Source organism: Streptomyces sp. CB01249 (assembly GCF_001905735.1).
Lineage (GTDB): Bacteria > Actinomycetota > Actinomycetes > Streptomycetales > Streptomycetaceae > Streptomyces.
The window spans coordinates 285,138-308,040 of the sequence record NZ_LISW01000008.1; the positions used below are offsets into that span (position 1 = coordinate 285,138).

Annotated in this window: 15 protein-coding genes; 3 read left to right on the forward strand and 12 right to left on the reverse strand. The window is 73.4% G+C overall.

Going from position 1 to position 22,903, the window contains the following annotated elements:
• Position 1 precedes the first annotated feature (1 nt).
• From AMK18_RS29785 to AMK18_RS29815, 7 genes are read right to left on the reverse strand one after another with little or no spacing between them, the layout of a single operon-like run.
• Positions 2–937, reverse strand: coding sequence for an alpha/beta hydrolase (locus AMK18_RS29785; protein WP_073865205.1), 936 nt, complete (start codon positions 935–937; stop codon positions 2–4).
• Positions 928–2,541, reverse strand: a complete 1,614-nt coding sequence (locus tag AMK18_RS29790) for a dipeptide ABC transporter ATP-binding protein (RefSeq protein ID WP_073865206.1) — start codon at positions 2,539–2,541, stop codon at positions 928–930. Before AMK18_RS29790 ends, AMK18_RS29785 begins: the two co-directional genes overlap by 10 nt.
• A complete protein-coding gene (locus AMK18_RS29795) occupies positions 2,538–3,410 on the reverse strand; it encodes an ABC transporter permease (protein ID WP_073865208.1) in 873 nt (290 codons plus the stop codon). The genes AMK18_RS29790 and AMK18_RS29795 overlap by 4 nt, the downstream gene beginning before the upstream one ends.
• A complete protein-coding gene (locus AMK18_RS29800) occupies positions 3,407–4,372 on the reverse strand; it encodes an ABC transporter permease (RefSeq protein ID WP_073865209.1) in 966 nt (321 codons plus the stop codon). The genes AMK18_RS29795 and AMK18_RS29800 overlap by 4 nt, the downstream gene beginning before the upstream one ends.
• The gene (locus AMK18_RS29805; RefSeq protein WP_073865211.1) at positions 4,369–6,006 is read right to left on the reverse strand and encodes an ABC transporter substrate-binding protein; all 1,638 of its coding nucleotides are present in this window, start codon (positions 6,004–6,006) and stop codon (positions 4,369–4,371) included. Before AMK18_RS29805 ends, AMK18_RS29800 begins: the two co-directional genes overlap by 4 nt.
• Positions 6,007–6,047: 41 nt before the next feature.
• On the reverse strand, positions 6,048–7,085 hold the full coding sequence (locus AMK18_RS29810) for an LLM class flavin-dependent oxidoreductase (RefSeq protein ID WP_073865213.1): 1,038 nt from the start codon (positions 7,083–7,085) through the stop codon (positions 6,048–6,050).
• Between the two features lie 51 nt (positions 7,086–7,136).
• A complete protein-coding gene (locus tag AMK18_RS29815) occupies positions 7,137–8,609 on the reverse strand; it encodes a DHA2 family efflux MFS transporter permease subunit (protein ID WP_073865215.1) in 1,473 nt (490 codons plus the stop codon).
• A gap of 79 nt (positions 8,610–8,688) precedes the next feature.
• On the opposite strand from AMK18_RS29815, the gene AMK18_RS29820 reads away from it, so the two are divergent.
• Complete coding sequence (locus AMK18_RS29820) at positions 8,689–9,399, forward strand: TetR/AcrR family transcriptional regulator (protein ID WP_018106197.1); 711 nt, start codon at positions 8,689–8,691, stop codon at positions 9,397–9,399.
• On the opposite strand, the gene AMK18_RS29825 is transcribed toward AMK18_RS29820, so the two are convergent.
• From AMK18_RS29825 to AMK18_RS29835, 3 genes are all read right to left on the reverse strand, one after another.
• Positions 9,389–10,186: a thioesterase II family protein gene (locus tag AMK18_RS29825; protein ID WP_073865217.1), complete on the reverse strand. Its 798-nt coding sequence runs from the start codon at positions 10,184–10,186 to the stop codon at positions 9,389–9,391. The genes AMK18_RS29820 and AMK18_RS29825 overlap by 11 nt on opposite strands.
• Before the next feature lie 68 nt (positions 10,187–10,254).
• The gene (locus AMK18_RS29830; RefSeq protein WP_073865266.1) at positions 10,255–11,577 is read right to left on the reverse strand and encodes a geranylgeranyl reductase family protein; all 1,323 of its coding nucleotides are present in this window, start codon (positions 11,575–11,577) and stop codon (positions 10,255–10,257) included.
• A 144-nt stretch (positions 11,578–11,721) separates the two neighbouring features.
• Positions 11,722–12,207, reverse strand: a complete 486-nt coding sequence (locus tag AMK18_RS29835) for a potassium channel family protein (protein ID WP_073865218.1) — start codon at positions 12,205–12,207, stop codon at positions 11,722–11,724.
• 301 nt (positions 12,208–12,508) lie between these two features.
• Between AMK18_RS29835 and AMK18_RS29840 the strand changes: the two genes are divergently transcribed.
• Positions 12,509–15,151: a SpoIIE family protein phosphatase gene (locus tag AMK18_RS29840; RefSeq protein ID WP_073865219.1), complete on the forward strand. Its 2,643-nt coding sequence runs from the start codon at positions 12,509–12,511 to the stop codon at positions 15,149–15,151.
• Between the two features lie 91 nt (positions 15,152–15,242).
• Here AMK18_RS29840 and AMK18_RS29845 read toward each other — a convergent pair whose 3' ends face one another.
• Positions 15,243–17,426, reverse strand: coding sequence for a discoidin domain-containing protein (locus AMK18_RS29845; RefSeq protein ID WP_073865221.1), 2,184 nt, complete (start codon positions 17,424–17,426; stop codon positions 15,243–15,245).
• A gap of 474 nt (positions 17,427–17,900) precedes the next feature.
• On the opposite strand from AMK18_RS29845, the gene AMK18_RS29850 reads away from it, so the two are divergent.
• On the forward strand, positions 17,901–19,334 hold the full coding sequence (locus AMK18_RS29850) for a helix-turn-helix domain-containing protein (RefSeq protein WP_241836669.1): 1,434 nt from the start codon (positions 17,901–17,903) through the stop codon (positions 19,332–19,334).
• Between the two features lie 65 nt (positions 19,335–19,399).
• Here the strand turns inward: AMK18_RS29850 and AMK18_RS29855 are convergent, their stop codons facing one another.
• Positions 19,400–22,882: a M28 family peptidase gene (locus AMK18_RS29855; RefSeq protein ID WP_073865225.1), complete on the reverse strand. Its 3,483-nt coding sequence runs from the start codon at positions 22,880–22,882 to the stop codon at positions 19,400–19,402.
• Positions 22,883–22,903: the final 21 nt, after the last annotated feature.

Here is a 22,903-nt window from a genome sequence, read left to right on the forward strand (position 1 = left end):
CTCAGCCCGCCCCCGGGCCGCCGGGCCCGCCCGGGTGGAGCCCCCGCCGCAACGCGGTCAGGTGCTCCGCCGCCACCCGGCGGGGCGCGTCGGTGTCCGGTGCGCCCGGGGTCTCCGCCCAGGCGCCGAACGCGTGGTACGCCCTCGGGAAGTGGCGCACCTCCACCGGCACCCCGGCCCGGGCGAGGCGGAGCGCGTACAGCAGACCCTCGTCGCGCAGCGGATCGAGCCCCGCCGTCGAGAGGTACGCCGGGGGCAGCCCGCCCAGGTCCGCCGCGCGCGCCGGCGCCGCGTACGCCGGGACGTGGGGCCCGCCGCCGCCCGGCCCCAGGTACAGCTCCCAGCTCTCCCGGGCCAGGCGGCGGTTCCAGACGGGGGTGTCCGGGAACGCGGCCATCGAGTCCGTGTCCAGCCGGTCGTCCAGCACCGGGGTGCTCAGGTGCTGGAGGACGAGGGCCGGGCCGCCCCGGTCCCGGGCCAGCAGGGTGAGACCGGCGGCGAGACAGCCGCCGGAACTGGCGCCCGCGACGGCGAGCCGGGCCGGGTCCGCCCCGATCTCCGCCGCGTGTCCGGCGGTCCACTCCAGCGCGGCCCAGCAGTCGTCCAGCCCCGCCGGGAACGGGTCCCCCGGGGCCAGCCGGTAGGACACCGCCACGACCACCGCGGAGGCGAACACCGCCGCCCGCGCGGCCGCGTGGTGGACCGCGTCCACGCTGCCGAGGACGAAGCCCCCGCCGTGGATCCACAGCACCGCGGGCAGCGCGGCCCCCGCCCCGGCCGGCCGGTAGACCCGCACCCGCAACCGGGGCGCACCCGCAACGCCCGGAATCCAGCGCTCCGCGACCTCGGCCCCCGGCACGGCCGGAAGCTCGTCCAGCGGCAGCGGGCCCGCCCGGTGCGCCGCGACCGCGTGGGCCAGCCGCCCCGTCACCGGCATGCCCGCTCCCGACGCCGTGGCACCGCTTCCAGCAGGGCCCGCGTGTACGGGTGCGCGGGCTCGGCGAAGACCCGCTCCACCGGTCCGGACTCCACGATCCGGCCGTCCCTCATCACCAGCACCCGCGCGCACACCTCCCGTACGACCGCGAGATCGTGCGAGACGAAGAGCGTCGCCAGCCCGAGCTCGTCCTGCAACGACCGCAGCAGGCCGAGCACTTGGGCCTGCACGGACACATCGAGGGCCGAGACCGGCTCGTCGCACACCAGCAGCCGGGGCGCGGGCGCCAGGGCCCGCGCGATGGCCACCCGCTGACGCTGCCCGCCGGACAACGCGAGCGGCCCGCGAACCAAGTGCGCTGCGGACAGGCCCACTTGTTCCAGGAGCCGTACGGTGTGCTCCCGGCGCTCCGCGCGCGCCACCCCGGACACGGCCAGGGCCTCGCCCACGATCCGCTCCACGCTCCACCGCGGGTCGAACGCGCTGAGCGGATCCTGCGGCACGAGCTGCACGGTGTGCCGCCGTTCCCGCCGGTCCCGCTCGCGCAGGGTGCTCCACGGCGCCCCGCCCAGCTCCACCGTCCCGCCGTGGGGCGCGACCAGCCCCAGCACCATCCGGGCCAGCGTCGACTTGCCCGAACCGGACGCGCCGACCAGGCCCACCGCCTCGCCCGGCCGCACGGTGAACGACACGCCGTCCACCGCCGTCCTGCGGCTGCCCCGTGCCCCCTTGAACACCTTGCGGACCCCGGAGACGGCGAGCAGCGGCCCGCCGCCGTCGTCCGGAACCGCCACCGAAGGCGCACGGCGCGCTCCGCTTCCCGGGATCGCCGCCAACAGACCCTTGGTGTAAGGGTGTTCCGGCACCTCCAGAACCCTGTCGGCGGGCCCGGACTCCACGATCCGGCCGTCCTTCATCACGGCCACCTCGTCCGCCAGCGCCTCGACGACCGCCAGGTCGTGGCTGATGAGGAGCAGCCCGGTGCCGTCCTCCTTCAGCTCGCCCAGGAGCCCCAGGACGCGCGACTGGACCGAGGCGTCCAGGGCGGTCGTCGGCTCGTCCGCGATCAGCACACCGGGCTCGGCGGCGATGGCCGAGGCGATCAGTGCCCGCTGCCGCAGCCCGCCGGACAGCTGGTGGACGTAGGCCCGTGCCCGTTCCGCTGGGTCGGGCACCCCGACCCGCTCCAGCAGGGCGAGGACTCGCGCCCCGGCCTCCTTGCGCGGGACGACGCGGTGGGCGAGCAGCGGCTCCGCGATCTCCTTGCCGACGGGCCGCAGCGGGTCCAGCGCCACCAGCGCGTCCTGCGCGACGAGGCCGACGCGCCGGCCCCGTACCGCACGCCACTCGCGCGGCCCGAAATCCCGCGCCTCGCGGCCCGCGACGCGCAGCCGGTCCGCCGTGACCCGGGCGGTCGGGCCCGCGAGGCCGAGCAGGGCGCGGGCGAGCGTGCTCTTCCCGGAGCCCGACTCGCCGACGACCGCCAGGCACCGCCCGGCGGCCAGCGAGAAGGCGGCGTCGCGCACCGCGTGCACCTCGCCGGGTCCGGTGCCGAAGCGCACGTTCAGCCCGGCGACATCGAACAAGGGAATCGTGGTGGTCATGAGGCGGCCCGTCCTTCCGCTCGTGCCTGCGCGTGGCGGCCCACGACGGTGACCGCGAGGACCGTGGAGACCAGCAGGAGGCCCGGGAAGAGCGCGATCCACCACGCCTGGTCCAGGAACCCCTGGCCCTCCGTGAGCATCGCCCCCCACTCGGGCGTCGGCGGCTGCGCGCCCAAACCCAGATAACTCAGCGCCGCCCCCGTCGAGATGGACGCCCCGAGCGTCACCGTCGCCAGTACCAGCAACGGCCCCAGCGTGTTCGGCAGCACATGGCGGAGCACGATCAGCGGACGCGGCACCCCCAGCGCCACGGCGGACTCGACATACCCGGACCGCCGCACCACCAGTGCCTGCGCCCGCACCACCCGGGCGAACCCGGGCGCCGTCCCCACCGCCACGGCGACCGTGGTGCCCAGCACCCCCTTGCCCGCGATGAGCACCACCATCAGGGCCGGCAGCAGTCCGGGCAGCGCCAGCAGCGCGTCGGCGGCCCGCATCAGCACCGCGTCGCCGAACCGGCCGGACAGCGCGGCGGCCAGCCCCCAGATCACGGCGAGCCCGACCCCGGCACCCGTCGCCGCCGCCCCGATGGCCAGCGAGTAGCGGGTGCCGTGCACCACCCGGGCGAAGACGTCCCGCCCCAGCTGATCCGTACCGAACCAGTGCGCCGCGCCCGGCGCCTGGAGCGCGTGGACCGGGTCGGTGTCGGCCGGGCTGCCGTGGGCCAGGAGCCCCGGAGCCAGCGCGGCAAGCAGGATCAGCCCCAGCAGCACGGCGGCGGCGAGCACCCCCGGCCGCACCCCGCCAGCACGGCCCCTGCGGACCGCCGCGACCGGTGCCCCGGCCCGTACGGCCTGTTCGACGCTCATGCGGCAGTCACCCCCGTACGCCTGCGCAGCCGGGGGTCCACGACCACGTACAGCAGCTCCACCACCGCGCCGACCAGCACGAACACCACGGCCGACAGCGCGACCACGCCCTGCACCACCGGCAGGTCGCGGTCGCTCACCGCCTGGAGGGTGATCCGGCCGAGGCCCGGGCGCGCGAACACGTTCTCCACCACCACCGCGCCGCCCAGCAGCGTCCCGGTGAACCAGCCCGCGAGGGTCAGCGCAGGAAGCGCGGCGTGGCGCAGTGCGTGGCGCGAGCGCACGGTGTGCTCGGCGAGCCCCCGCGAGCGCGCGGTCAGGCTGAACGGCTGCTCCAGCGCCCCGAGCAACCCCTCCCGCATCACCTGCGTGAGCACCGCCGCGATCGGCAGCGCCAGCGTGAGCACCGGCAGGACCAGCGAGCGGGCGTCGCCGCTGTCGGAGACCGGCAGCCACTCCAACCGGAACGAGAACACCGTCAGCAGCATGATTCCGAGCCAGAACGACGGCGTGGACACCACCAGCAGCTCCACCGCCGACGACACCCGGCGGGGCCAGCGGGAACGCCCCGACGTCAGCACGGTCACCGACGCCGCCAGCACCACCGCGACCAGCGAGGACCACAGCGCGAGCTGGGTGGTCGGCCCGATCTGACCGGCCAGCAGCGAGGAGACCGGCTGCTGCACCTGGTACGAGTCGCCCAGCTCGCCGGTGGCCAGCCGTCGGAGATACGCGCCGTACTGGACGAGCGGGGACCGGTCGAGGCCGTAGTGGTGGCGGATCTCCTCGCGCTGCTCCGCGCCGACCAGGGCATGGGATCCGACGATCGCGCCGACCGGATCGCCGGGGACGAGGTGCAGCGCCAGGAAGGCGCAGGTGGCGGCCCCCCAGACGACGAGGACCGCCGCCCCGGCCCGGGCCGTGACGGCCCGGACCACGGCGGACGCGTGCGGGCGTCTCATCGGCCGGCCTCGACCCAGGCGGCGTAGAACTCCGGCCACGCCGACAGGGACAGCCGCAGCCCGTGCACCTTCTTGCTCACCCCGACGGACGCCTTCTGCACATACGCGGGGACCACCGCCGCGTGGTCGGTCGTCCACTTCTGCACCTTGGCGTAGTACGCGGCGCGCTCGTCCGGCGAGGTCGCGGCCTGTGCCTTCTTCAGCCAGGCGTCGACCTGAGGGTCGGTGACCCTGGCGAAGTTGTGCCCGCCGCCCTCGGACGACTCGGTGGAGAGGAAGAAGCTGCTCAGGATGTCGCCGTCCCCGCGCGCCCAGGACGTCTCGACCACGTCGTAACGCCCCTCGTCCAGCTGCGCGGAGACCGCCGTCGCGTCGGTGGAGGCGGCGAGCCTCAGGTCGATGCCCGCCTTCTTCAGGTCGCCCTGCACGGCCTGCGAGAACACCGACGCCTGGCCGTAGACCGGGGCGGTCACGGTCAGCCGCTCGCCGTTCTTCGTCCGGTAGCCCTCCGCGTCGCGCCCCGTCCAGCCCGCCCGGTCCAGGAGCCGGCCGGCGAGCGCCCGGTCGTAGGGCCAGCTGTTCACCAGCGCGGGGTCGTAGCTGTGCGGAGTCGCGGGGGAGAGGGTGCTCCAGGCGCGGGTGCCGGTGCCCTGGAACACCGACTCCACCAGGGCGTCCAGATCGATGGACCGCTGGAACGCCTTGCGTATCCGCTCGTCCGAGAAGAGCGGGCTCTTCGTGTTCAGGTAGAAGGTGTCGACCGCGCCCGGGACGTCCTTCGTCACGACGTCCAGCCGGGCGTCGCGGCGTACGGCCGCTATGCGGTTCGCGGGCAGCGCGGCCGCCGCGTCGACCTGACCGGACGTCAGGGCGCCCACCCGGGTGGCGTCCTCGGTGAGGAAGCGGATGGTGAACGCGTCCAGCCGGGCGGGCCCGCTGTGACCGGCGTCCTTCGGGGCCCACGCGTAGGCGGCGTTCCTGGTGTAGCCGCGCTGCTGGCCCCGGGTGTAGGCACCGGCCTCGAAGGGCCCGGAGCCGACCGAGCCGGTGCCCGCGCAGAGCTTGTCGGCGCCCGCCTTCAGCGAGGCGGGCGAGGCGATGCCCAGATAGGTGGTGCTCGCCGCCTGGAGGAAGGGCGCGTACGGACGGCTGAAGCGGACCTCGACCTCGTACTTCCCCTTCACGGCGGTGCCCTCGTACGGGCCGAGCAGCCCGGCCGCGTACTGCGACTGGGTCGCCTTGGCGGTGATGTGGTCGAAGTTGGCCTTCACCGCCGCCGCGTCGAGATGCTTCCCGTCGTGGAAGGTGACGTCGTCGCGCAGTTCGAAGGTGTACGTCCGGCCCCCCTCGGAGGTCTTCCAGGACTTCGCCAGCCACGGCTCCAGCTTCCCGTCCGGGGTCTGGTGGACGAGCGAGTCGAAGACCGGGCGCTGGACGAAGGCGGTCACGTCCTGCGCGCTGGTGTGCGGGTCCCAGCAGTCCGGTTCCTGCTGCGCCGCGTAGGTGAGGCTGCCGCCGCTGCGGGGTTGCGCGGGACCGGCGGACGAGGCACCGCCGTCCGTGCTGCACGCGGTGACGGCGGCGAGGAGCAGGACGGGCAGCAGAGCGGATCGGCGATGGCGCGGCTGGTGCATGAGGGCTCCGGGGTACGAGGGGAGAGGGGGCCGGGCGTGGGTCACGGAGCGGTCCGGAACCGGGCCGGTTCGGGCCGGACGTCCCGCGCCGCCTCCGCCAGCAGTTCGAACGAGCGCAGCCGGTCCGTCTGGTCCGGCACAACGGTCAGGGCCATCAGCTCATCGGCCCCCGTGCGCGCCACCAGGTCCGCCAGCCCGGCGCGCACGGTGTCCGGCGCCCCGATCAGCTGATGCCCCGCCAGCTCGTCCAGGAACTGTGCCTCCGCCTCGGTGTACGCGTGCCCGGCGGCGGTCCGGGCCGAGGGGAACGCGTCGAAGCGGCGCACCGTACGCATCCGTGTCTTGCCGAGCAGATAGGGCGCCGCGACCTCGCGCGCGGCCCGGTCCGTCCCGGCGACGGTGACCAGCGCGGAGATCAGGGTGCGCGGCCGGTCCAGGTACGGCGAGGGCCGGAAGGACCGCCGGTAGTGGTCCAGGGCGTCCGCGGTCGCGTGCGGGTTGATCTGGTGCGCGAAGGCGTACGGCAGGCCCAGCGACCCGGCGAGTCCGGCGCCGCGCGTGCTGGACCCGAGCAGCCAGAGCTCCGGCCTGCCGTCGGCGGCGGGCACGGCGGTGATGGGCGACGCCGGGTCGCCGGGCGCGAAGTAGCCGTTCAGCTCGGCGACCTGACGGGCGAAGCCGTCCCCGTCCTCCGGTGCGCGGCGCAGGGCGCGGGCGGTGTGCGGGTCGGTGCCGGGCGCCCGGCCGAGGCCCAGGTCGACGCGGCCCGGGTGCAGCGCCTCCAGGGTGCCGAACTGCTCGGCGACGACGAGCGGCGCGTGGTTGGGCAGCAGGACGCCGCCGGAGCCGACGCGCAGCGTGGTCGTGGCGGCGGCCAGGCGTCCGGCGAGTATGCCGGGCGCGGAGGTGGCGAGGCCGGGGGTGCTGTGGTGTTCGGCCACCCAGTAGCGCAGGTAGCCGAGTTCCTCGATGCGCGGGGCCAGGGCGACGGTGTCGCGGAGCGCCCGGGTCGCGGAGCCGCCCTCGAAGACGGGCACCACGTCGAGCACGGACAGGGGGAAGCCGCGGGGACGGCTCATGGAGACCTCCGGGAGGGGGCGGACGAGCGGGTGAGGGGCGGTGCGTACGGCTCAGGTGCGGCCGGTGACCGGCTCCGGGCCCGCGGACGTCTTCTTCGGCGCCCCGGCGGCGGCCGGTCCGGCCCCGGGCTTCCCGGGCAGCAGCAGACCCGCGGCGAAGACCACGACGGCCGCGGCGACCGGCCACCAGAAGGCGTCGGAGAAGGAGTCGGCGGTGGGGGCGGCGTGGGAGCCGCCGCCCTGGAGGATCAGCGCGACGACGGCGATGCCGAGCGAGGCGCCGATCTGGTTGAGGATGAAGACCGCGCCCGTGGCACCGGCGACCGACTCGCCCGGCACCGTCTTGTAGACCGAGCCCATGGTCGGCGCGCCGACCAGGCCCATGCCGAAACCGGCGGCGAACTGCGCGGCGGTCAGGGCGGCCTGGGACGTACCGGAGCCCGAACCGGTGAAGACCAGGGCGCCGACGCCGATCAGCAGCGCACCGGCCGGGACCAGCCGCCGGGCGCCCACCTTGTCCGCGAGGTTGCCCGCGACCGGCATGCCGATCAGGGTGCCGAGGCCCAGCGGGGCGAGCAGCAGCCCGGACTCCAGGACGGTGTGGCCGCGCACCTGCTGGTAGTACAGCGGCAGCAGGAACAGCAGCGAGAACAGACCGCCGCCGAGCAGGAACATCGTGGTCACACTCGCGCTGAACCCCCTGCTGCCGAACAGCCGGAGGTCCAGCAGCGGCGTCACCGAGGTGCGCAGCGCGTGCACGGCGTACCCGGCGAACAGGGCGACGCCCACCGCGAGTCCGACGATCACCTGCGTACCGTCGAAGCCGTCGCCGCCCGCCCGGGACAGCGCGAACACGATCGCGGCGAAACCGGGGGAGAGCAGGGCCACGCCCAGCGCGTCGAACGGCACGGGGTCGCCGCTCGGCGGCGGGTCGGCCGGGAGCACCCGGACGGCCAGCACGATCGCGGCCAGCGCGAAGGGGATGTTGACCAGGAACATCCACTGCCAGGAGAAGTTGTCCAGCAGCAGCCCGCCGACCACGGGGCCGATCACCGGGCCCAGCGTGATCGGCACGGAGACCAGGCCCATGACCCGGCCGATCCTCGCCGGTCCCGCGGCGCCCGCCACCACGGTCATCATGATCGGATCGACCATGCCGCCGCCGAACCCCTGCACGACGCGGAAGGCGATCAGGCTCTCCGCGTTCCGGGCGAAGGCGCAGAGCGTCGAGCCGATCAGGAACACCGAGAGGCCGAGCAGCCACATCCGCTTGGCGCCGAACCGCGTCACCGCCCAGCCGGCCAGCGGGATCGCCAGCGCCACCGCGAGCAGATAGCCGGTGGTGACCCACTCGATGGTGGCCAGCGTCGCGTGGAACTCGCCGCCCAGGGTGCTGATCCCGACATTGACGATCGTCGCGTCCAGATACGACATCATCCCGCCGAGCACCATGACGCCGACCAGCGTCAGCAGCGCTCCATCGAGCCGGGCGGGCCCGCTCCCCACCGGCTTCGTTACAGACACAGCAACTCCTTTGAACTGACTCAGCCAGAAAATTTAACTGGGTAGTTAAATCAGGTGGCTGGCACCGTAGCATGGGCGCATGAGCGTTGGCGAGAAGGAAGAGAAGGACGGGCGCCCGGCGGACCGCGGGCGCCTCGACAAGCGCCGGGCGATCGTGGAGGCGGCCCTGCGGGTCTTCGCGCAGGTCGGATACGCCCAGGCGAGCCTGGACGTGATCGCCGCCGAGGCCGGGGTCTCCAAGCCGACGATCTACAACCACCTGGGCTCGAAGGAGAAGCTCTTCCGGTACGTCCTGACGGAGACGGCGGCCCGGTCCAACGCCAAGACCCTGGACGTCCTCACCGACTTCCCCACCGACCCGGACCGGCTGCGCCCCGCGCTGGAGGACCTGGCCACCAAGCTGGTCGACTGCTACTGCGACGAGCAGTCCGAGGCCGTACGCAGGCTGCTGTACGCGGAGGCCGTGCGCTTCCCGGACCTCTTCGACGCGGTACGGGCCAGCGGGCCCAACCAGTTCACCGAGGCGCTCGCGGGCCGCCTCGCCCGGCTGGCCAACGCCGGGCACCTGCGGATCGGGGACCCGGTCAGGGCGGCCAACCAGTTCATCGCGCTGGTCTACGACGAGCTGCCGGGGATGAGCGCGCTGGGCACCCGCCCGCTGGACCCGGCGGAGGTCGCCGAGGTCGTCACCGCGGGCGTCGACACCTTCCTGCGCGCCTTCGGCACCCACAAGGAAGCCCCCGACGCGCCGGGGGCGGCGTCGGGGGCTTTGGGCGGGGTCAGCGGCTGAGCGGCCCCTGGGCCGGAGCGGCGGACAGGGATACGGCCAGTTCCGCGACGGCCGGCAGATGGTCGTTCAGGAAGAAGTGCCCGCCCGGCAGGATCCGCATCGCGAACGCGCCCGTGGTCGTCTCGCGCCACGGCCCCACGTCCTCCGGCGCCACCTCCGGGTCCCCGTCCCCGGTGAGGGCGACGACCGGGCACGACAGGAGACCGCCGCCCGGCACGTACCCCGCGACGGCCGCGTAGTCGGCGCGCAACGCCGGCAGGATCACGTCGAGCAGTTCCGGGTTGGCCAGCACGGCCGGGTCCGTGCCGCCGAGCTCGCGGACCCGGGCGAGCAGCGCCTCGTCCGTCTCCGGCGCCCCGGAGCCCAGGCGCGAGGGCGCCCGCCGCCCGGACACGATCAGCGCCGCCGCCCCCTGGCCCGGTACGCCGGACAGCCGCAGCGCCACCTCGTGGGCGAGCGAGGCGCCCATGCTGTGCCCGAGGAACACGCGCGGCCCGGCCGGGGCCGGGCCGGCCGCCAGGGCCTCGGCGATCAGGTCGGCGAGCCGGTGCAGATCATCGAGGGGCTCCTCGCGATAGCGGTCCTGCCGGCCCGGGTACTGCACGGCGCGCACGTCCAGCGCCTGCCGTACGGCGTCGGACAGCGGGCGCCAGAACCCTGCCGCGCCGCCCGCGTGCGGGAAGCACACCAGCTCGGCGCGGGCGTCCGTGCGGTGGTAGCGGCGCAGCCAGGTCTCCGGGCGCGCGCCCGCGCCCCGGCCGGCCTCTTCGGTCTCTTGCTTGTGCATGGATTGCCTTCGGTTCTCACATCTGGTGTACGGGGGCGTCCACCGTCGGACGGCGGACACGTTCCGGATCAGCGTCGCCGGACGCCCGGCGTGGGCACCAGGCGGACCGCCGTGTTCAGGACATGGTCGATCGCGTCGCGCGAGGGGTGCTCCGTGAGGTTGGTGAGCAGCCGGGCCAGGGTGTTGAGCAGCGCCGGCGAGCCCATCACGTACCGGTTCAGCACCGGCTGGAAGCCCGACCGGCTGAAGACGAGATCGGCCGCCGTGTTGCCGAGCCGGTAGTAGCGGCCCCAGCGCCGGTTCATCTCGGCCGGGTAGTGGCGCAGCGCCCGCTCCCGCCTCGGCCCCGGCGGCAGCGCCAGCGCGAGCGCCGTCGTCTCGGCGGCGACCTCGCCCGCCTCCATCGCCTGCCCGATGCCCTCGCCGTTCCACGGGCTCACCATGCCCCCGGAGTCCCCGACGAGCAGGAGCCCCCGGGTGTACAGCGGGTGGCGGTTGAAGCCCAGCGGCAGGGCGGCGCTGCGCACGGGCCCCTCGGCGTTCTCCTCGCGCAGCCCCCACTCCTCCGGCGTACGGGCGAGCCACCGGTCCAGCGTGGCCCGCAGGTCCGCACTGCCGTGCCGGCGGTGGGGGAGCGCGCCCAGACCGACGTTCACCCGGCCGTCGCCCATCGGGAAGATCCAGCCGTACCCCGGCAGATACGCGTCGCTCCTCGGGAAGCGGAGGTCGGCCCACAGCTCCAGGAAGTCCTCCCGCGAGCGCTCCGGGCTGCGGTAGTAGCGCCGGGCGGCCGTGGCGATCTGCCGCTTGGCGTCCCGCTCCAGGCCCATGGCCAGCGCGATCCGGGCCGAGGCGCCGTCGGCGGCGATCACGACGGGCGCCCGGTGCACCACCGTGTCCGCGCCGGACACCGCCGACACCCCGGTGATCCGCCCGGCCCGGTCGGTCACCGGCTCCTTCACCTTCACCCCGGTACGCAGCCGGGCCCCGGCCGCGACGGCGTGCCGGGCCAGGATGTCGTCGAAGTCGTGGCGGCTGCGGGTGAGCCCGAAGTCCGGGAAGCCGCCCAGCGCCGGCCAGTCGATCTCCACCTGCCGGGGACCGGCCACCCAGCGCATCCCCCGCGACCGGGTCCAGCCCGGGGCCTGGATGTCGACGCCCATGCGGATCAGCTGGTGCACCGCGCGCGGGGTCAGCCCGTCCCCGCACACCTTCTCGCGGGGGAAGCGGGACTTCTCCAGGAGCAGCACATCGATCCCGGCCCGCGCGAGGTGGTAGGCGGCGGACGAACCGGCCGGGCCCGCGCCGACCACGATGACCTGCGCCTCCTCGGCCGCGCCGGGAGCGGTCTCCTCGTCCGACGGCGACTGCTCTGCACGCGTCTCCCGCATGGGGCTCCTCTGCTCGCTCGGCACCGCCGCCGGGACGACGGCCCTGTACACCGACATCCTGCCGGTTTCCGGAGCCCCCGGGGGCGGGTGATCGAAAGAGGCGTGCCCGGCCCCGGGCCGTTCACACCCGGAGCGCCCCGCCGCTCAGCCCGGCGGCCTGCGTCCCGAGTCGGCGAGCAGCCGCTCGATGCGGTCGAAGCGCTCGTGCAGCAGCCGCTCCGTCTCGTCCCGCATCTCGCGCGCGGCGTGCCCGGCCTCGGCGGCCAACCGGTGGCGGCGCCGCTGCTCGTGCCCGACGAACCAGGTCGCGAGGGCGGCCGTCACCATCCCGTACGTCGTGATGCCGACCCCCATCACGACGGCGGCCACGACCCGCCCCCACAGCGTCACCGGGAAGAGATCCCCGTAACCGACGGTCGTCGCCGTCTCCACCGACCACCACAGCGCCCGCGGATAGGACGTGATCGTGGCGTCCGGCGCGTGCCGTTCGGCCAGGACCACCAGCCAGGACCCGGCCAGCATCGTCACGGCGAGCAGCACCGTCGCCCAGCCCGCCGCCTTCAGATGCAGCGAGCGGTTCTCCCGGCCGAGCAGCAGCTCGACCGCCTTGGTCAGGAATACAGGCACCATTTCCGGATCATCGGGCCCGGGCGCCGGTCCCGGCGCCCGGGCACGCGCCCGCCGCCCGCGCGTCACCCGATCGCGCCCGGACCGGCCCGCCGGGGAACGCGGACCGGTCCCGCACACCGATCGCCCTGCGACGATCCGTGTTAAACCTGGATATGTGGGTGGCACAGGTCGATTCCGGGCGATATTTCACCGCTCCGCCCGGCGTCCGCAGCGACACGAGGGCGGCCGCCCGGGCGGCGACGCGCCCGCGCCCTCGAAGCCGCCCCGCGGGCGGACCTCCCGGGGACGCGGACTGATCTCGATGTTCAGCGTCCGCACCGTCGCCGGACAGTTCTTCGTCCTCATGCTCGGCATCGTCATCCTGCTCGACGCCGCCGCCGTCGTCGCCCTCGTCGTACAGGGCCGCCGCGACAGCATGAGCGCGGCCCGCACCCAGTCGCTGAGCGTCGCGCAGACCTTCGCCCACGCCCCGGGCGTCGCGGCGGCTCTCGACAGCAAGAACCCCACCACCGTCCTCCAGCCCCGCGCCGAGGAGATCCGGCAGAGCACCGGCGTCGAGAACGTGGTCGTGGCCGGCACCGACGGCATCCGCTACACCCACCGCGACATCGCCCTCATCGGCAAGAGGATCAGCGGCCCCTACAAGGAAGCGGTCGCGGGGGAAGCGGTCACCCGCACGGTGACGGGGAGCCGGGGCAGAGCGGTCACCTCGCTGGTGCCCGTCGAGCGCCGGGACGGCTCCGTGGCCGGACTGGTGGCGGTCGGCATCAAGGTCGAGGCCGTCAACCGGCTCGCTTACCCGAGCATCCCGCTGACCATCGGCGCCGGGGTCGCCGCCCTCGCCCTCACCGCGGCCGGCGCCGCCCTGGTCGGCCGCCGCCTCAGCCGCCAGACGCGCGGCCTCGGCCCGGCCGAGATGACCCGGATGTACGAACACCACGACGCCGTCCTGCACGCCGTGCGCGAGGGCGTCCTCATCATCGGCGCCGACCACCGGCTGCTGCTCGCCAACGACGAGGCCCGGCGGCTGCTCGGCCTCCCGGCGGACGCCGAGGGCCGCGCGGTGACCGACCTCGGGCTCGCCTCCGGCACCGCGGAGCTGCTGTCCTCCGGGCAGGTCGCCACGGACGAGCTGCGGCCCGCCGGGGACCGGCTGCTCGCAGTCAACCTCCGCCCCACCGAGGAGCGCGGCGGCCAGCCCGGCATGGTCGCCACCCTCCGCGACACCACCGAGCTGCGGGCCCTCACCGGCCGCGCCGAGACCGTACGCGAACGGCTGACGCTCCTCTACCGGGCGGGCGCCCTGATCGGGACCACCCTCGACGTCACCACCACCGCCCAGGAGCTCGCCGACGTCGCCGTCCCCGGATTCGCCGACTGCGTCACGGTCGACCTGGCCGACGCCGTCCTGCGCGGCGGGGAGCCGAGACCGCCCACGGGCGACACCCTGGACCTCCGCCGCACCGCCGTCCGCACCTCCGCCGAGGACCACCCGCTCTTCCCGGCCGGCCGCGTCATCGGCTACCGGCCGGCCACCGCCGAGGGCCTGGGCACCGGCGTCGGGCACACCTGGATCGTCTCCGACCTGGCCACCTCCCGGCAGTGGCGGGAGACCGAGCCGGAACAGGCCGACCGCGTCCTGGAGCACGGCTACCACTCCCTGCTCTCGGTCCCGCTGCGGGCCCGCGGCGTCATCCTGGGCATCGCCAACTTCTGGCGCGCGCAGAACGAGGACCCCTTCGACCTGGACGACCTCTCCTTCGCCGAGGAACTGGTGGCCCGCGCCGCGGTCAGCGTCGACAACGCCCGCCGCTACACCCGTGAGCACGAGATGGCCGTCACCCTTCAGCGCAGCCTCCTCCCGCGCGGCCTGCCCGAGCAGAACGCCCTGGACGTCGCCTACCGCTACCTCCCGGCGCAGGCGGGCGTGGGCGGCGACTGGTTCGACGTGATCCCGCTCTCCGGCGCCCGGGTCGCCCTCGTCGTCGGCGACGTCGTCGGGCACGGACTGCACGCGGCGGCCACCATGGGCCGGCTGCGCACGACGGTCCTCAACTTCTCCACGCTCGACCTGGCGCCCGACGAACTCCTCGGCCACCTGGACGAACTGGTGGTCAGGATGGACCAGGACGAGGAGTCGGGCGGCGGCTCGATCACCGGTGCCACCTGCCTGTACGCGATCTACGACGCCGTGTCCGGACGCTGCACGGTCGCCAGGGCCGGCCATCCCGGGCCCGCGCTCGTGCTGCCCGACGGCACGGTCAGCTTCCCGGAGATCCCGGCCGGACTGCCCCTCGGGATCGGCGGCATGCCCTTCGAGATGACCGAGCTGGACGTACCCGAGGGCAGCCGCCTCGTCCTGTACACGGACGGTCTGGTGGAGCGCCGCGACCGGGACATCGACGACGGCATGGAGTTGCTGCGCCGCTCGCTCGCCGACCGCGACCGCACCCCCGAGGAGACCTGCGACGACGTGCTGGAGGCCATGCTGCCCAGCCGTGCCAGCGACGACGTGGCCCTGCTGGTCGCCCGGACCCGCACCCTGGACCCGTCCCGGCGCGTGCAGTGGGACGTGCCCCCGGACCCGGCCGCGGTCGCCGGAATCCGCAAACAGGCCATGCGCTGGCTCTCGGACCGGGGCCTGGACGAGGAGGGTTTCGTCACCGAGCTCATCCTGAGCGAACTCGTCACCAACGCCATCCGCTACGGCTCCGAGCCGATCACGGTCCGGCTGCTCTACGACCGTGCCCTGACCTGCGAGGTGTCGGACTGCAGCAGCACCTCCCCGCACCTGCGCTACGCCACCACGACGGACGAGGGCGGCCGGGGCCTCTTCCTCGTCGCCCAGTTCGCGGAGCGCTGGGGGGCCAGGTACACCGACCGGGGCAAGGTCATCTGGTCCGAGCAGACACTCGGCGGCCCGCCGCCGTCCGGTCTGCTGTAGACGGAGGACCGGGACGACGGACGCGGGGCCCGGCAGACTGCCGGGCCCCGCGCCGGTTCACCTCAGGTGCCGGATGTCCTGCGTCTCCCCGTCAGGGGTAGGACACCACCTGCGACGGCACGGTCGAGGTCCCGGAGGTCGGCGAACCCGTGTCGTTGATGACGTGGTTGTACTGGCCCTGGCCGCCGAGCGAGACGACGATCAGGTCGTGGAACTTCACGCCGGACTTGACCGGGGCCTCGAAGCCGTGGTCCTGGCGGATGCTCGGGTCGACGTTGAAGTAGCAGTAGCTCCCCAGTCCCCAGCCCTCATGGGTGTTGACCGAGTCGTCCACCTTGTAGGCGGCGTAGCCCTTGATGTTGCCGTTCTGGACGGCCGCCTGGTTGGGGGCGTCATAGGCCTTCTCGTTCTGGAAGAAGATCGTCTTGCCGTTCTCGCCGGACCAGCGGACGTCGTACTTGTTGAAGTGCTCGACGAAGAGTCCGGTGGCCAGGACGTTGTCGCCGTTGACCTGGAGGCCGTAGTCGGAGCGGTTGGTCTCCCAGCCGATGCCCTCGCCGTGGTCGGCGCGCCACAGCCAGGTGTGGTCGATGATCGTGTCGTTGCTGTTGATCACCATGCCCGTGGTCGCCTTGCCGGCACCGGCGCCGCCGACCCGGATGAACACGTCCTGGACGCTGGTCGGGTTGGCGGAGTGGTTCGCGGAGGCGCCGTCGGGGCCGACCTGCACGAGGACCTGGGAGTTCTGCGGACCGGCGTCGACCAGGAGGCCGGCCAGCTTGACGCCGTCCACGTCACCGACCTTGAGGGCGGTGACCCCGTTGTCCGGGATGATCGTCGCCAGGCCGAGGCCCAGCACGACCGTGTTCGCGCGGTCGATGTTGATCGTCTGGTTCACGTGGTAGATGCCGGGCGTGAACAGCAGGTGCAGGCCCTGCTGGACGGCCGCGTTGATGGTGGCGGCGGTGGCCCCCGGCTTGACGACGTAGAACTGGCTCAGCGGGATGGACTCGCCCTGCGGGGTCCCGTTCCAGGAGACGCCGCGCGCGTTGGTGCGCTTGGCGGGGACGAAGACCTTGTAGTCGTTGCCGTCCAGGTAGAGGAACGGCTTCTCGCGGGAGACCGGGGTGTTCTGGAGGGTGGTGTAGGGCGGCTCGGGGAAGCTCTGGGCGGGCGCGCCCTCGACGCCGGAGAACGTCATGTTCCAGACGCCGTTGCCCCAGCTGCCGATGGAGCTGTCGCGGGTGTACCACTGCTGCTGCGAGTACGGGCCGACCTGGCCGTCGATCTTGCTGTCGGCGATGTAGCCGCCGCTCGCCCAGCCGTAGCCGTTCGGGGCGAGGTTGAGGCCGCCCTTGACGTGCATCCGGCGGAACGGAGCGGCCTGCGAGACGGCCCAGCGGTCGGTGCCGTTGACCGGGTTCAGCGCCAGGTTCTCCGCCGAACGCCAGAAGTTCTGCGTGGCGTTGCCGTTGAACCAGCCCGCGTCCACGGTGACATCACCGTTGAACGTGGTGTCGTCCGGCTTGAGGCCGAGACCGGCGATCGAGGTGTAGAAGCCGATCTGCGCGTTGATGTTGTTGTACGTGCCCGGCTTGAACATCAGCGCGTAGCGTCCGTTGCCGAACTGCGCCGACTCCTGCTGGTGGAAGATCTCGTCCACCTTGGCCTGGATGTTGGGCGTCGACGGGTCGAAGACCAGGACGTTCGGGCCGAGGTCACCGCCGCCCGGGATCTGCGGGCCGCCGTCGCCGCCGGTGGTGCCGAACACCTGGAACTCCCACAGCGAGTAGCCGTAGCCGGTGGCGCGGGCGGTACCGGTCAGCCGCACGTAGCGGGCGGTGCCCGAGACGTTCAGCGTCTCGTTGCCGCCGGGGCCCGTGGTGGTCGAGTAGGCGGTGCTCCACGTGCTGTTGTCCGTGGAGAACTCGATCTTGTAGCTCTTGGCGTAGGCGGCCTCCCACCGCAGCGCGATCTGGCTGACCGAGGCGGAGGTGCCCAGGTCGACCTTGATCCACTGCGGGTCGGAGAACGCGCTCGACCAGCGGGTGCCGTTGTCGCCGTCGACGGCGGCGGTGGCGGGGGTGCCGTCGCCCTCCTGGCTGGACACGGTCACCGTCTTGCCCTGCGAGAGCAGGGAAGGGGCCGCGCTGACCGGGGTGGAGGGCACGAAGGCGAGGAGCGAGACGACGAGACCGGCGACGGCGGCCAGTACGCCGGTGCGTCTTCTTCCGGTCGAAGGTGCGGGTCTGCGGAGCGAGGGGGGTCCATACATGGGGGCTTGTCTCCTGAGTCGCGGAACGGGTGCACGACACGAAGCCGGAGAGCGCTCTCTCCGGCGATGGGGATACTTCACCCCCGGCTCACGACACGTCAATAGGTGTGCACCGACGGCTTGTTCGGGTGGCCTTGAGGACAACAGTTGACGACGGAAAGCTCACGAGTGTCCGCGTTGCGGCCATCTTGACAGCGCCCGGTTCCCGGGAACTGACGCAGCGTCGGTTCAGTTGATGACGGGGTGCGTACGAGGAGTGAATGAGGCGGCGCTGATCGTTGCCACCGCAATCACCGAGCGCGCACCGGGGGCGTCCGGGCCTCCGCACCGCGCCCGCCCGCGCCTGTTACCGGACATGTTGTTCCCGCTCCGGGGACAGCGGACCCGGCCCCTCGCTATCCTCCGGGGCATGAGCCGTGAGCGAGGCGCGAGAAGCACCGCTGACCAGGCACGACGAGGCCCGAGGTGACCGAGATGACGGGCCCCGCACCCGCGGACGCCCGGAGTGTCCAGGCCTGGCGGGCGTTCGGCGCCCGGCTGCGGCTGCGGCGCAGGCGGGCCGGTCTCACCCAGGCCCAGGTGGGCGCCCGGGTCGGCTACGACCACACCGCCATCAGCAAACTCGAACACGGCAGCCGCCGCACCCCGCTCCCGCTGGCCCGCCGCCTGGACCAGCTGCTGGAGGCCGACGGGGACCTCGTCGCCGCCTGCGAGGAGGCCGAGGAGAGGGAGCGCGCTCAGGCGGCGCCCCTCGCGCCCGGACCGCTGCCCGACCCGGTCCGGCAGGGCCCGCTGCCCGGCGAGCCCGCCGGCGGCGCGCTCCCGGCGATGCTCCCACCGGGGACCGTCCTGCCCGGGCGGCTGCCGGTGTACGGCCTGGTCTGCCCGCTGCACGGGCGCGACGGCTGCACGGTCCCCGCCCTCGCCGACGTCGTCGCCCTGCACGCGCGGTTCTGCGCCCTGGGGCCCGAGGCCGCGGGCCGCCCCGCCCTGGACACCGACACGGTGCACGCCCTGACCGCGCTCCTCGCCGTCTGCCTGCGCGCCGACGAGGAGCACGCCTGGCCCGGCGCCACCGCCGTGGTCGAGCGCACCCTGCACGCGATGCTCCGCTGGATGGCGCTCCCGGCCGCCCCGTACCAGCGCCAACTCGCCCCGCTGGCAGCCGAGTACGCGCAGTCGGCCGGCTGCCTCAGGCTCCTCTGGGGGCGCAACGGCACGGCGATGGCCTGGCTGGACCGGTCCCTGGTGTGGGCGGCCATGTCCGGCCATGTCGGCGTGCGGGTCGCGGCGCTCAGCGACATGAGCACCCTGGCGCGGCTTGAGGGCGACGGGCCCTCCGCCCTCGCGTACGGCGAGGCCATCCGCCCGGCCGCGGCGGGCCGGCACTGGGCGGGGGCGATGAGCGATCTGTACCAGGCACGCGGCCACGCGGTGCGCGGCGACGCCGACCGCAGCCTGCACCACATCGCCCGGGCCTGGGCGCAGATGGACCTGGCCGACGAGCGGGACGAGGCGGAGGCGCCCTGGCTCTCCGTCGCCTCCGTGCGCCTGCGGGTGGAGTCCGGCGCGGCGGGCGCGCTGCGCGACCTCGCCGTCGCGACGGGGGAGCGCCGCTACGCGCTGCGCGCCCTGGACGCGGTCGGCAGCGCGATCCGGCTGCTGCCGCCGGGCCTGCACTCGGCCCGCAAGCTGTTCCTGGCCCGCACGGCGGACGCGTACGTCTGCGCGGGCGAACCGGCCGCCGCGTCGGCGGTGGCGGGACCGGTCCTGGACAGCACCGAGGTGCACCCCGCGACCCTGCTCGGCCAGGAGCTGCGCGGACTCCACGGACGGCTGGCCGGCCGCGCCGACGGGAGTACGGAGACCGAGGAGTTCGTCCGCAGACTGGCCGCCGTCGTCCACTGAGGACGGGGAAAGGCGGGGGCGGGACGTGTGGACCACGCCCCGCCCCGTACACACACCCGGTGGGATCAGCTCACGTCGAGGGCCACATCGTCCACGACGAAGCTGGTCTGCAGGTAGGCGTCCTCCTTACTGGTGAAGCCCAGCGTCACCGTCTGCCCGGCGGCCGACGCGACGTCGAAGGTCTTCAGCACATAGCTGTTGGTGGCGTCGAGATTCGAGTACGTCGCCAGCGTCCGCGACCCCAGCTTCACGGTGAACGTGTCGTACGCGTTCCCGTCCGGCGTCTCGGCGGTGTCGGTCCGCAGGTAGAACGACAGCCGGTAAGTCGAGCAGCCGGCCGGAACCGTCAGCGACTGGGTGGCGGTGTCGCTGTGCGTGCTGCCCCAGCCGCCGAACCACGCCTGGTACGAGCCGCTGTGCGCGGGCTTCTCGGAGGTCCGGTTGTTGATGACGCCGCTCGTCTGCGTCCAGGGCGAAGTCCCGTTCTCGAAGCCGCCGTTGGTCACGACCTGCCGGGGCTGGCAGTTCCCGCCGCCACCGATCACCAGCGAGTACGTGGTGGTGTGCGTGGCCGTGCCGGTACCGGTCACGGTGAGCGTGTACGTACCCGCCGCGGCCTGGGCACTCGCGGAGACCGTCATCGTGGCCGACGACCCGGACTGCACGGAGGTGGGCGAGAAGGAGACGGTGACGCCGCTCGGCGCACCGGACGCCGTCAGCCGCACGCTCTGCGCGGAGCCGCTGGTGGTGGCCGTGGACACGGTCGCGGTGACCGAGGAGCCCGGCTGGACGCTGCCCGAGACCGGGTTCACCGAGACGGAGAAGTCGTCGGCGGGCGCGGTGGAGCCGACTGCCGTCTTCCACAGCGTGTACGCGACCCCGTCGGCGCTGCGGTCGAGCGCGGTGGCGTTGATGTTGGCGGTGGTGTCGCACGACTGGTGGTAGCAGGGGTCGTACGAACGGCCCGCCGTGCCGCCCCACTTGGATGCCTGGGCCGAGGTCTTCGTGTCACTGGCGCCGGTGGCGTAGCCGGAGGTGGCGATCCCGCCCTGCTGGAAGGAGTAGTCGTCGGAGCGCCCCTGGCCCTCGACGTTCTCCTCCGGGGCGAGCCCGAGGGAGGTCCAGTACTCCTTCATCGGCGCCGAGGCGGCCGAGTTGAGGTTGTTGATGAAGTAGCCGCCGTTGACCGAGGCGACCATGTCGAAGTTGTAGTACGCGGTGATGGCGCTGCGCTGGGCCGAACTCAGCTGGCTGACGTAGTACTTGGAGCCCTGGAGCCCCTGCTCCTCGCCGTTCCACCAGGCGAACCGGACGTGCTTGGTCATGGCCGGGTTCTGCTGGGCGAGGGCGAGCGCGTTCTCCAGCAGGGTTGCCGAGCCGGAGCCGTTGTCGTTGATCCCGGGCCCGGCGGAGACGCTGTCGAGGTGGGCGCCGAACATCACGGTGCTGTCGGCGGGGCCGCCCGGCCAGTCCGCGATGAGGTTCTTGCCGGTGTAGGTGCAGGTGGCGCAGGTCTGCTCGGTGACGGTGTAGCCGGCCGCCTGGAGCTTGCCCTTCACATAGTTGAGCGAGGCGGTGTATCCGTTGCTGCCGGCCCGCCGGTTGCCGCCGTTCTGCGAGGCGAGGGTGTTGAACTGGGTGAGGTGGGCCTGCACGTTGGCGACGCTGATGTCGGGCGCGGTGCCGCCGGGGTTGCCGCCGCCGTCGTTGACGGTCAGCGTGTACTGGGCGGTGTGCTCCTGGGTGCCCGCGCCCTTCACGGTGAAGGTGTACGAGCCGGGGGCCGCGGCCGACGTGGTCGACACGGTCATCGTGGACGTGGCGCCGGACTGCACCGAGGACGGGCTGAAGGAGACGCTGACCCCGCCGGGCAGGCCGCTCGCCGACAGGTTCACGGTCTGGGCGCTGCCGGACGAGATCGTCGTACGGACGGTGGACGTCACCGAGCTGCCGGGCTTCACCGAGCCGGAGGCCGGGTCCAGGGAGAGCGAGAAGTCGTTGTTGCCGCTCGGCGAGCAGGTCGGGTCACCGCTCTGGGCGGGCACACTGACCGCGTCCCACGCCGCCTTGGCGCGGTTGTACAGCGTGCAGGTGGCGTCGAGGTTCTTGGCAGCGGTGAGGGTGGCCGTGCGGTAGCGCTTGTACGTCATGCCGCTGGTCTTCAGGAGCATGCCGCCGTAGAACACCTTGCCGGCGCTCTGGATGCCCACACCGGTGACCGTCGAGTTGTTGCAGGTGGGGCTGGAGGGCTTGCCGCCGCCGGGGTTCGAGCCCTCGGCGAGCAGATAGAACCAGTGGTTGAGGGGCCCGGCCGCCGCGTGCTCCTCGGTGCTGGGTATGGAGGAGCTGTAGCAGTTCGGGTCGCCGATCTGGCCGGGGTTGTACATGATCCGGATCGGCCCGTTGCCGACGAGGTTGATCTTCTCGCCGACGGTGTAGTCCGGATCGTCGTACGGGGCCGGCTCGTTGGTGTACGCCTCGGTGAGCGCGCCCATGATGTCGCCGGTGGCCTCGCCGAGCCCGGACTCGTTGTTGGCGCCGCCGGGGGTGTACTGGTCGATGCCGTGGCCGAACTCGTGGCCCACGACGTCCATGGCGCCGATCCACTGGTTGGCCTGGTTGTGGCCGATGGAGACCGTGGAGCCGTCCCAGTACGCGTTGACGTCGTTGAGGCCGACCTTCACCGGCCAGCTGCGGCCGTTGCCGTCGTGCCCGTTGCGCCCGAGCCAGTCGCGCAGCATGTCCCACTCGTGCTGGGCCGCCCACATCACGTCGACGCAGCCGGTCTCCTTGCTGGACGCGTTGCCGGTGCCCCAGGAGTCGGTGGACTTGGTGAACACGCTCCCGGTGCTGTAGTCGGCGCAGCTGAGCCCGGGGCGGTTCGGGTCGCGCAGCGAGTAACTGCTGCCCGACGACGTGGTGTTGATGGTGAGCGGGTTGGGTCCGTTCCACTGGCTGTTGCCGGTGCCGGCCCGGACGTCGTCATAGCTGTCGATGACCGCGCCGGTGCCCGCGTCCACGAACACGTGCAGCCGGCTGGGCGCCTTCGCGGTCCGGCCCGTGAGCACGGTCTCCCAGGCCAGCCGGGAGCGCTTGTCGGTGGCCCGTACGACGAGCCGGTGGCTCTCGACCTCGTCCACCGTGCGCAGCTGCTTGCGCGAGGTGGCCTCCGCGGCCTTCGCGGAAACGGTCGCGGTGGTGGGCACGTTGATGCGCCGCGAGACCGCCGACTGCGAACCGCGCACCCGGCCCTTGGAGTCGGCCACCACGACGGCGTCCCCGCCGACCACGGGCAGGCCGCGGTAGGTGCGCTCGTACGCGACGGAGTAGAGGCCGTTGATCCACGGGGTGACCATCCGGCGCTCGTAGCGCTCCTCCGGGCCCTTGGCCAGGGTGTCGAGCCCGCTGGCCGCGGCCCTGTCGGCGGCGGTGACGGCGGTGGTGAGTGCCTTGGGGGCGGGCGGCGGTGTGGGATCCGCCGAGGCGGACGGGCCGCTGACGGCGACCAGCATTCCGGCGAGGACGGCCAGGGTCGTCCCGGCCGTCAACGGTCTGCGTTTCATCGAGGC

Bases quoted from the DNA above. Each gene is read 5' to 3' on its own strand.
- AMK18_RS29830 (WP_073865266.1), bottom strand. From the start codon at position 11,577: ATGCGGGAGACGCGTGCAGAGCAGTCGCCGTCGGACGAGGAGACCGCT.
- AMK18_RS29785 (WP_073865205.1), bottom strand. From the start codon at position 937: ATGCCGGTGACGGGGCGGCTGGCCCACGCGGTCGCGGCGCACCGGGCG.
- AMK18_RS29840 (WP_073865219.1), top strand. From the start codon at position 12,509: ATGTTCAGCGTCCGCACCGTCGCCGGACAGTTCTTCGTCCTCATGCTC.
- AMK18_RS29835 (WP_073865218.1), bottom strand. From the start codon at position 12,207: ATGGTGCCTGTATTCCTGACCAAGGCGGTCGAGCTGCTGCTCGGCCGG.
- AMK18_RS29795 (WP_073865208.1), bottom strand. From the start codon at position 3,410: ATGAGCGTCGAACAGGCCGTACGGGCCGGGGCACCGGTCGCGGCGGTC.
- AMK18_RS29850 (WP_241836669.1), top strand. From the start codon at position 17,901: ATGACGGGCCCCGCACCCGCGGACGCCCGGAGTGTCCAGGCCTGGCGG.
- AMK18_RS29800 (WP_073865209.1), bottom strand. From the start codon at position 4,372: ATGAGACGCCCGCACGCGTCCGCCGTGGTCCGGGCCGTCACGGCCCGG.
- AMK18_RS29810 (WP_073865213.1), bottom strand. From the start codon at position 7,085: ATGAGCCGTCCCCGCGGCTTCCCCCTGTCCGTGCTCGACGTGGTGCCC.
- AMK18_RS29820 (WP_018106197.1), top strand. From the start codon at position 8,689: ATGAGCGTTGGCGAGAAGGAAGAGAAGGACGGGCGCCCGGCGGACCGC.
- AMK18_RS29845 (WP_073865221.1), bottom strand. From the start codon at position 17,426: ATGTATGGACCCCCCTCGCTCCGCAGACCCGCACCTTCGACCGGAAGA.
- AMK18_RS29790 (WP_073865206.1), bottom strand. From the start codon at position 2,541: ATGACCACCACGATTCCCTTGTTCGATGTCGCCGGGCTGAACGTGCGC.
- AMK18_RS29825 (WP_073865217.1), bottom strand. From the start codon at position 10,186: ATGCACAAGCAAGAGACCGAAGAGGCCGGCCGGGGCGCGGGCGCGCGC.
- AMK18_RS29805 (WP_073865211.1), bottom strand. From the start codon at position 6,006: ATGCACCAGCCGCGCCATCGCCGATCCGCTCTGCTGCCCGTCCTGCTC.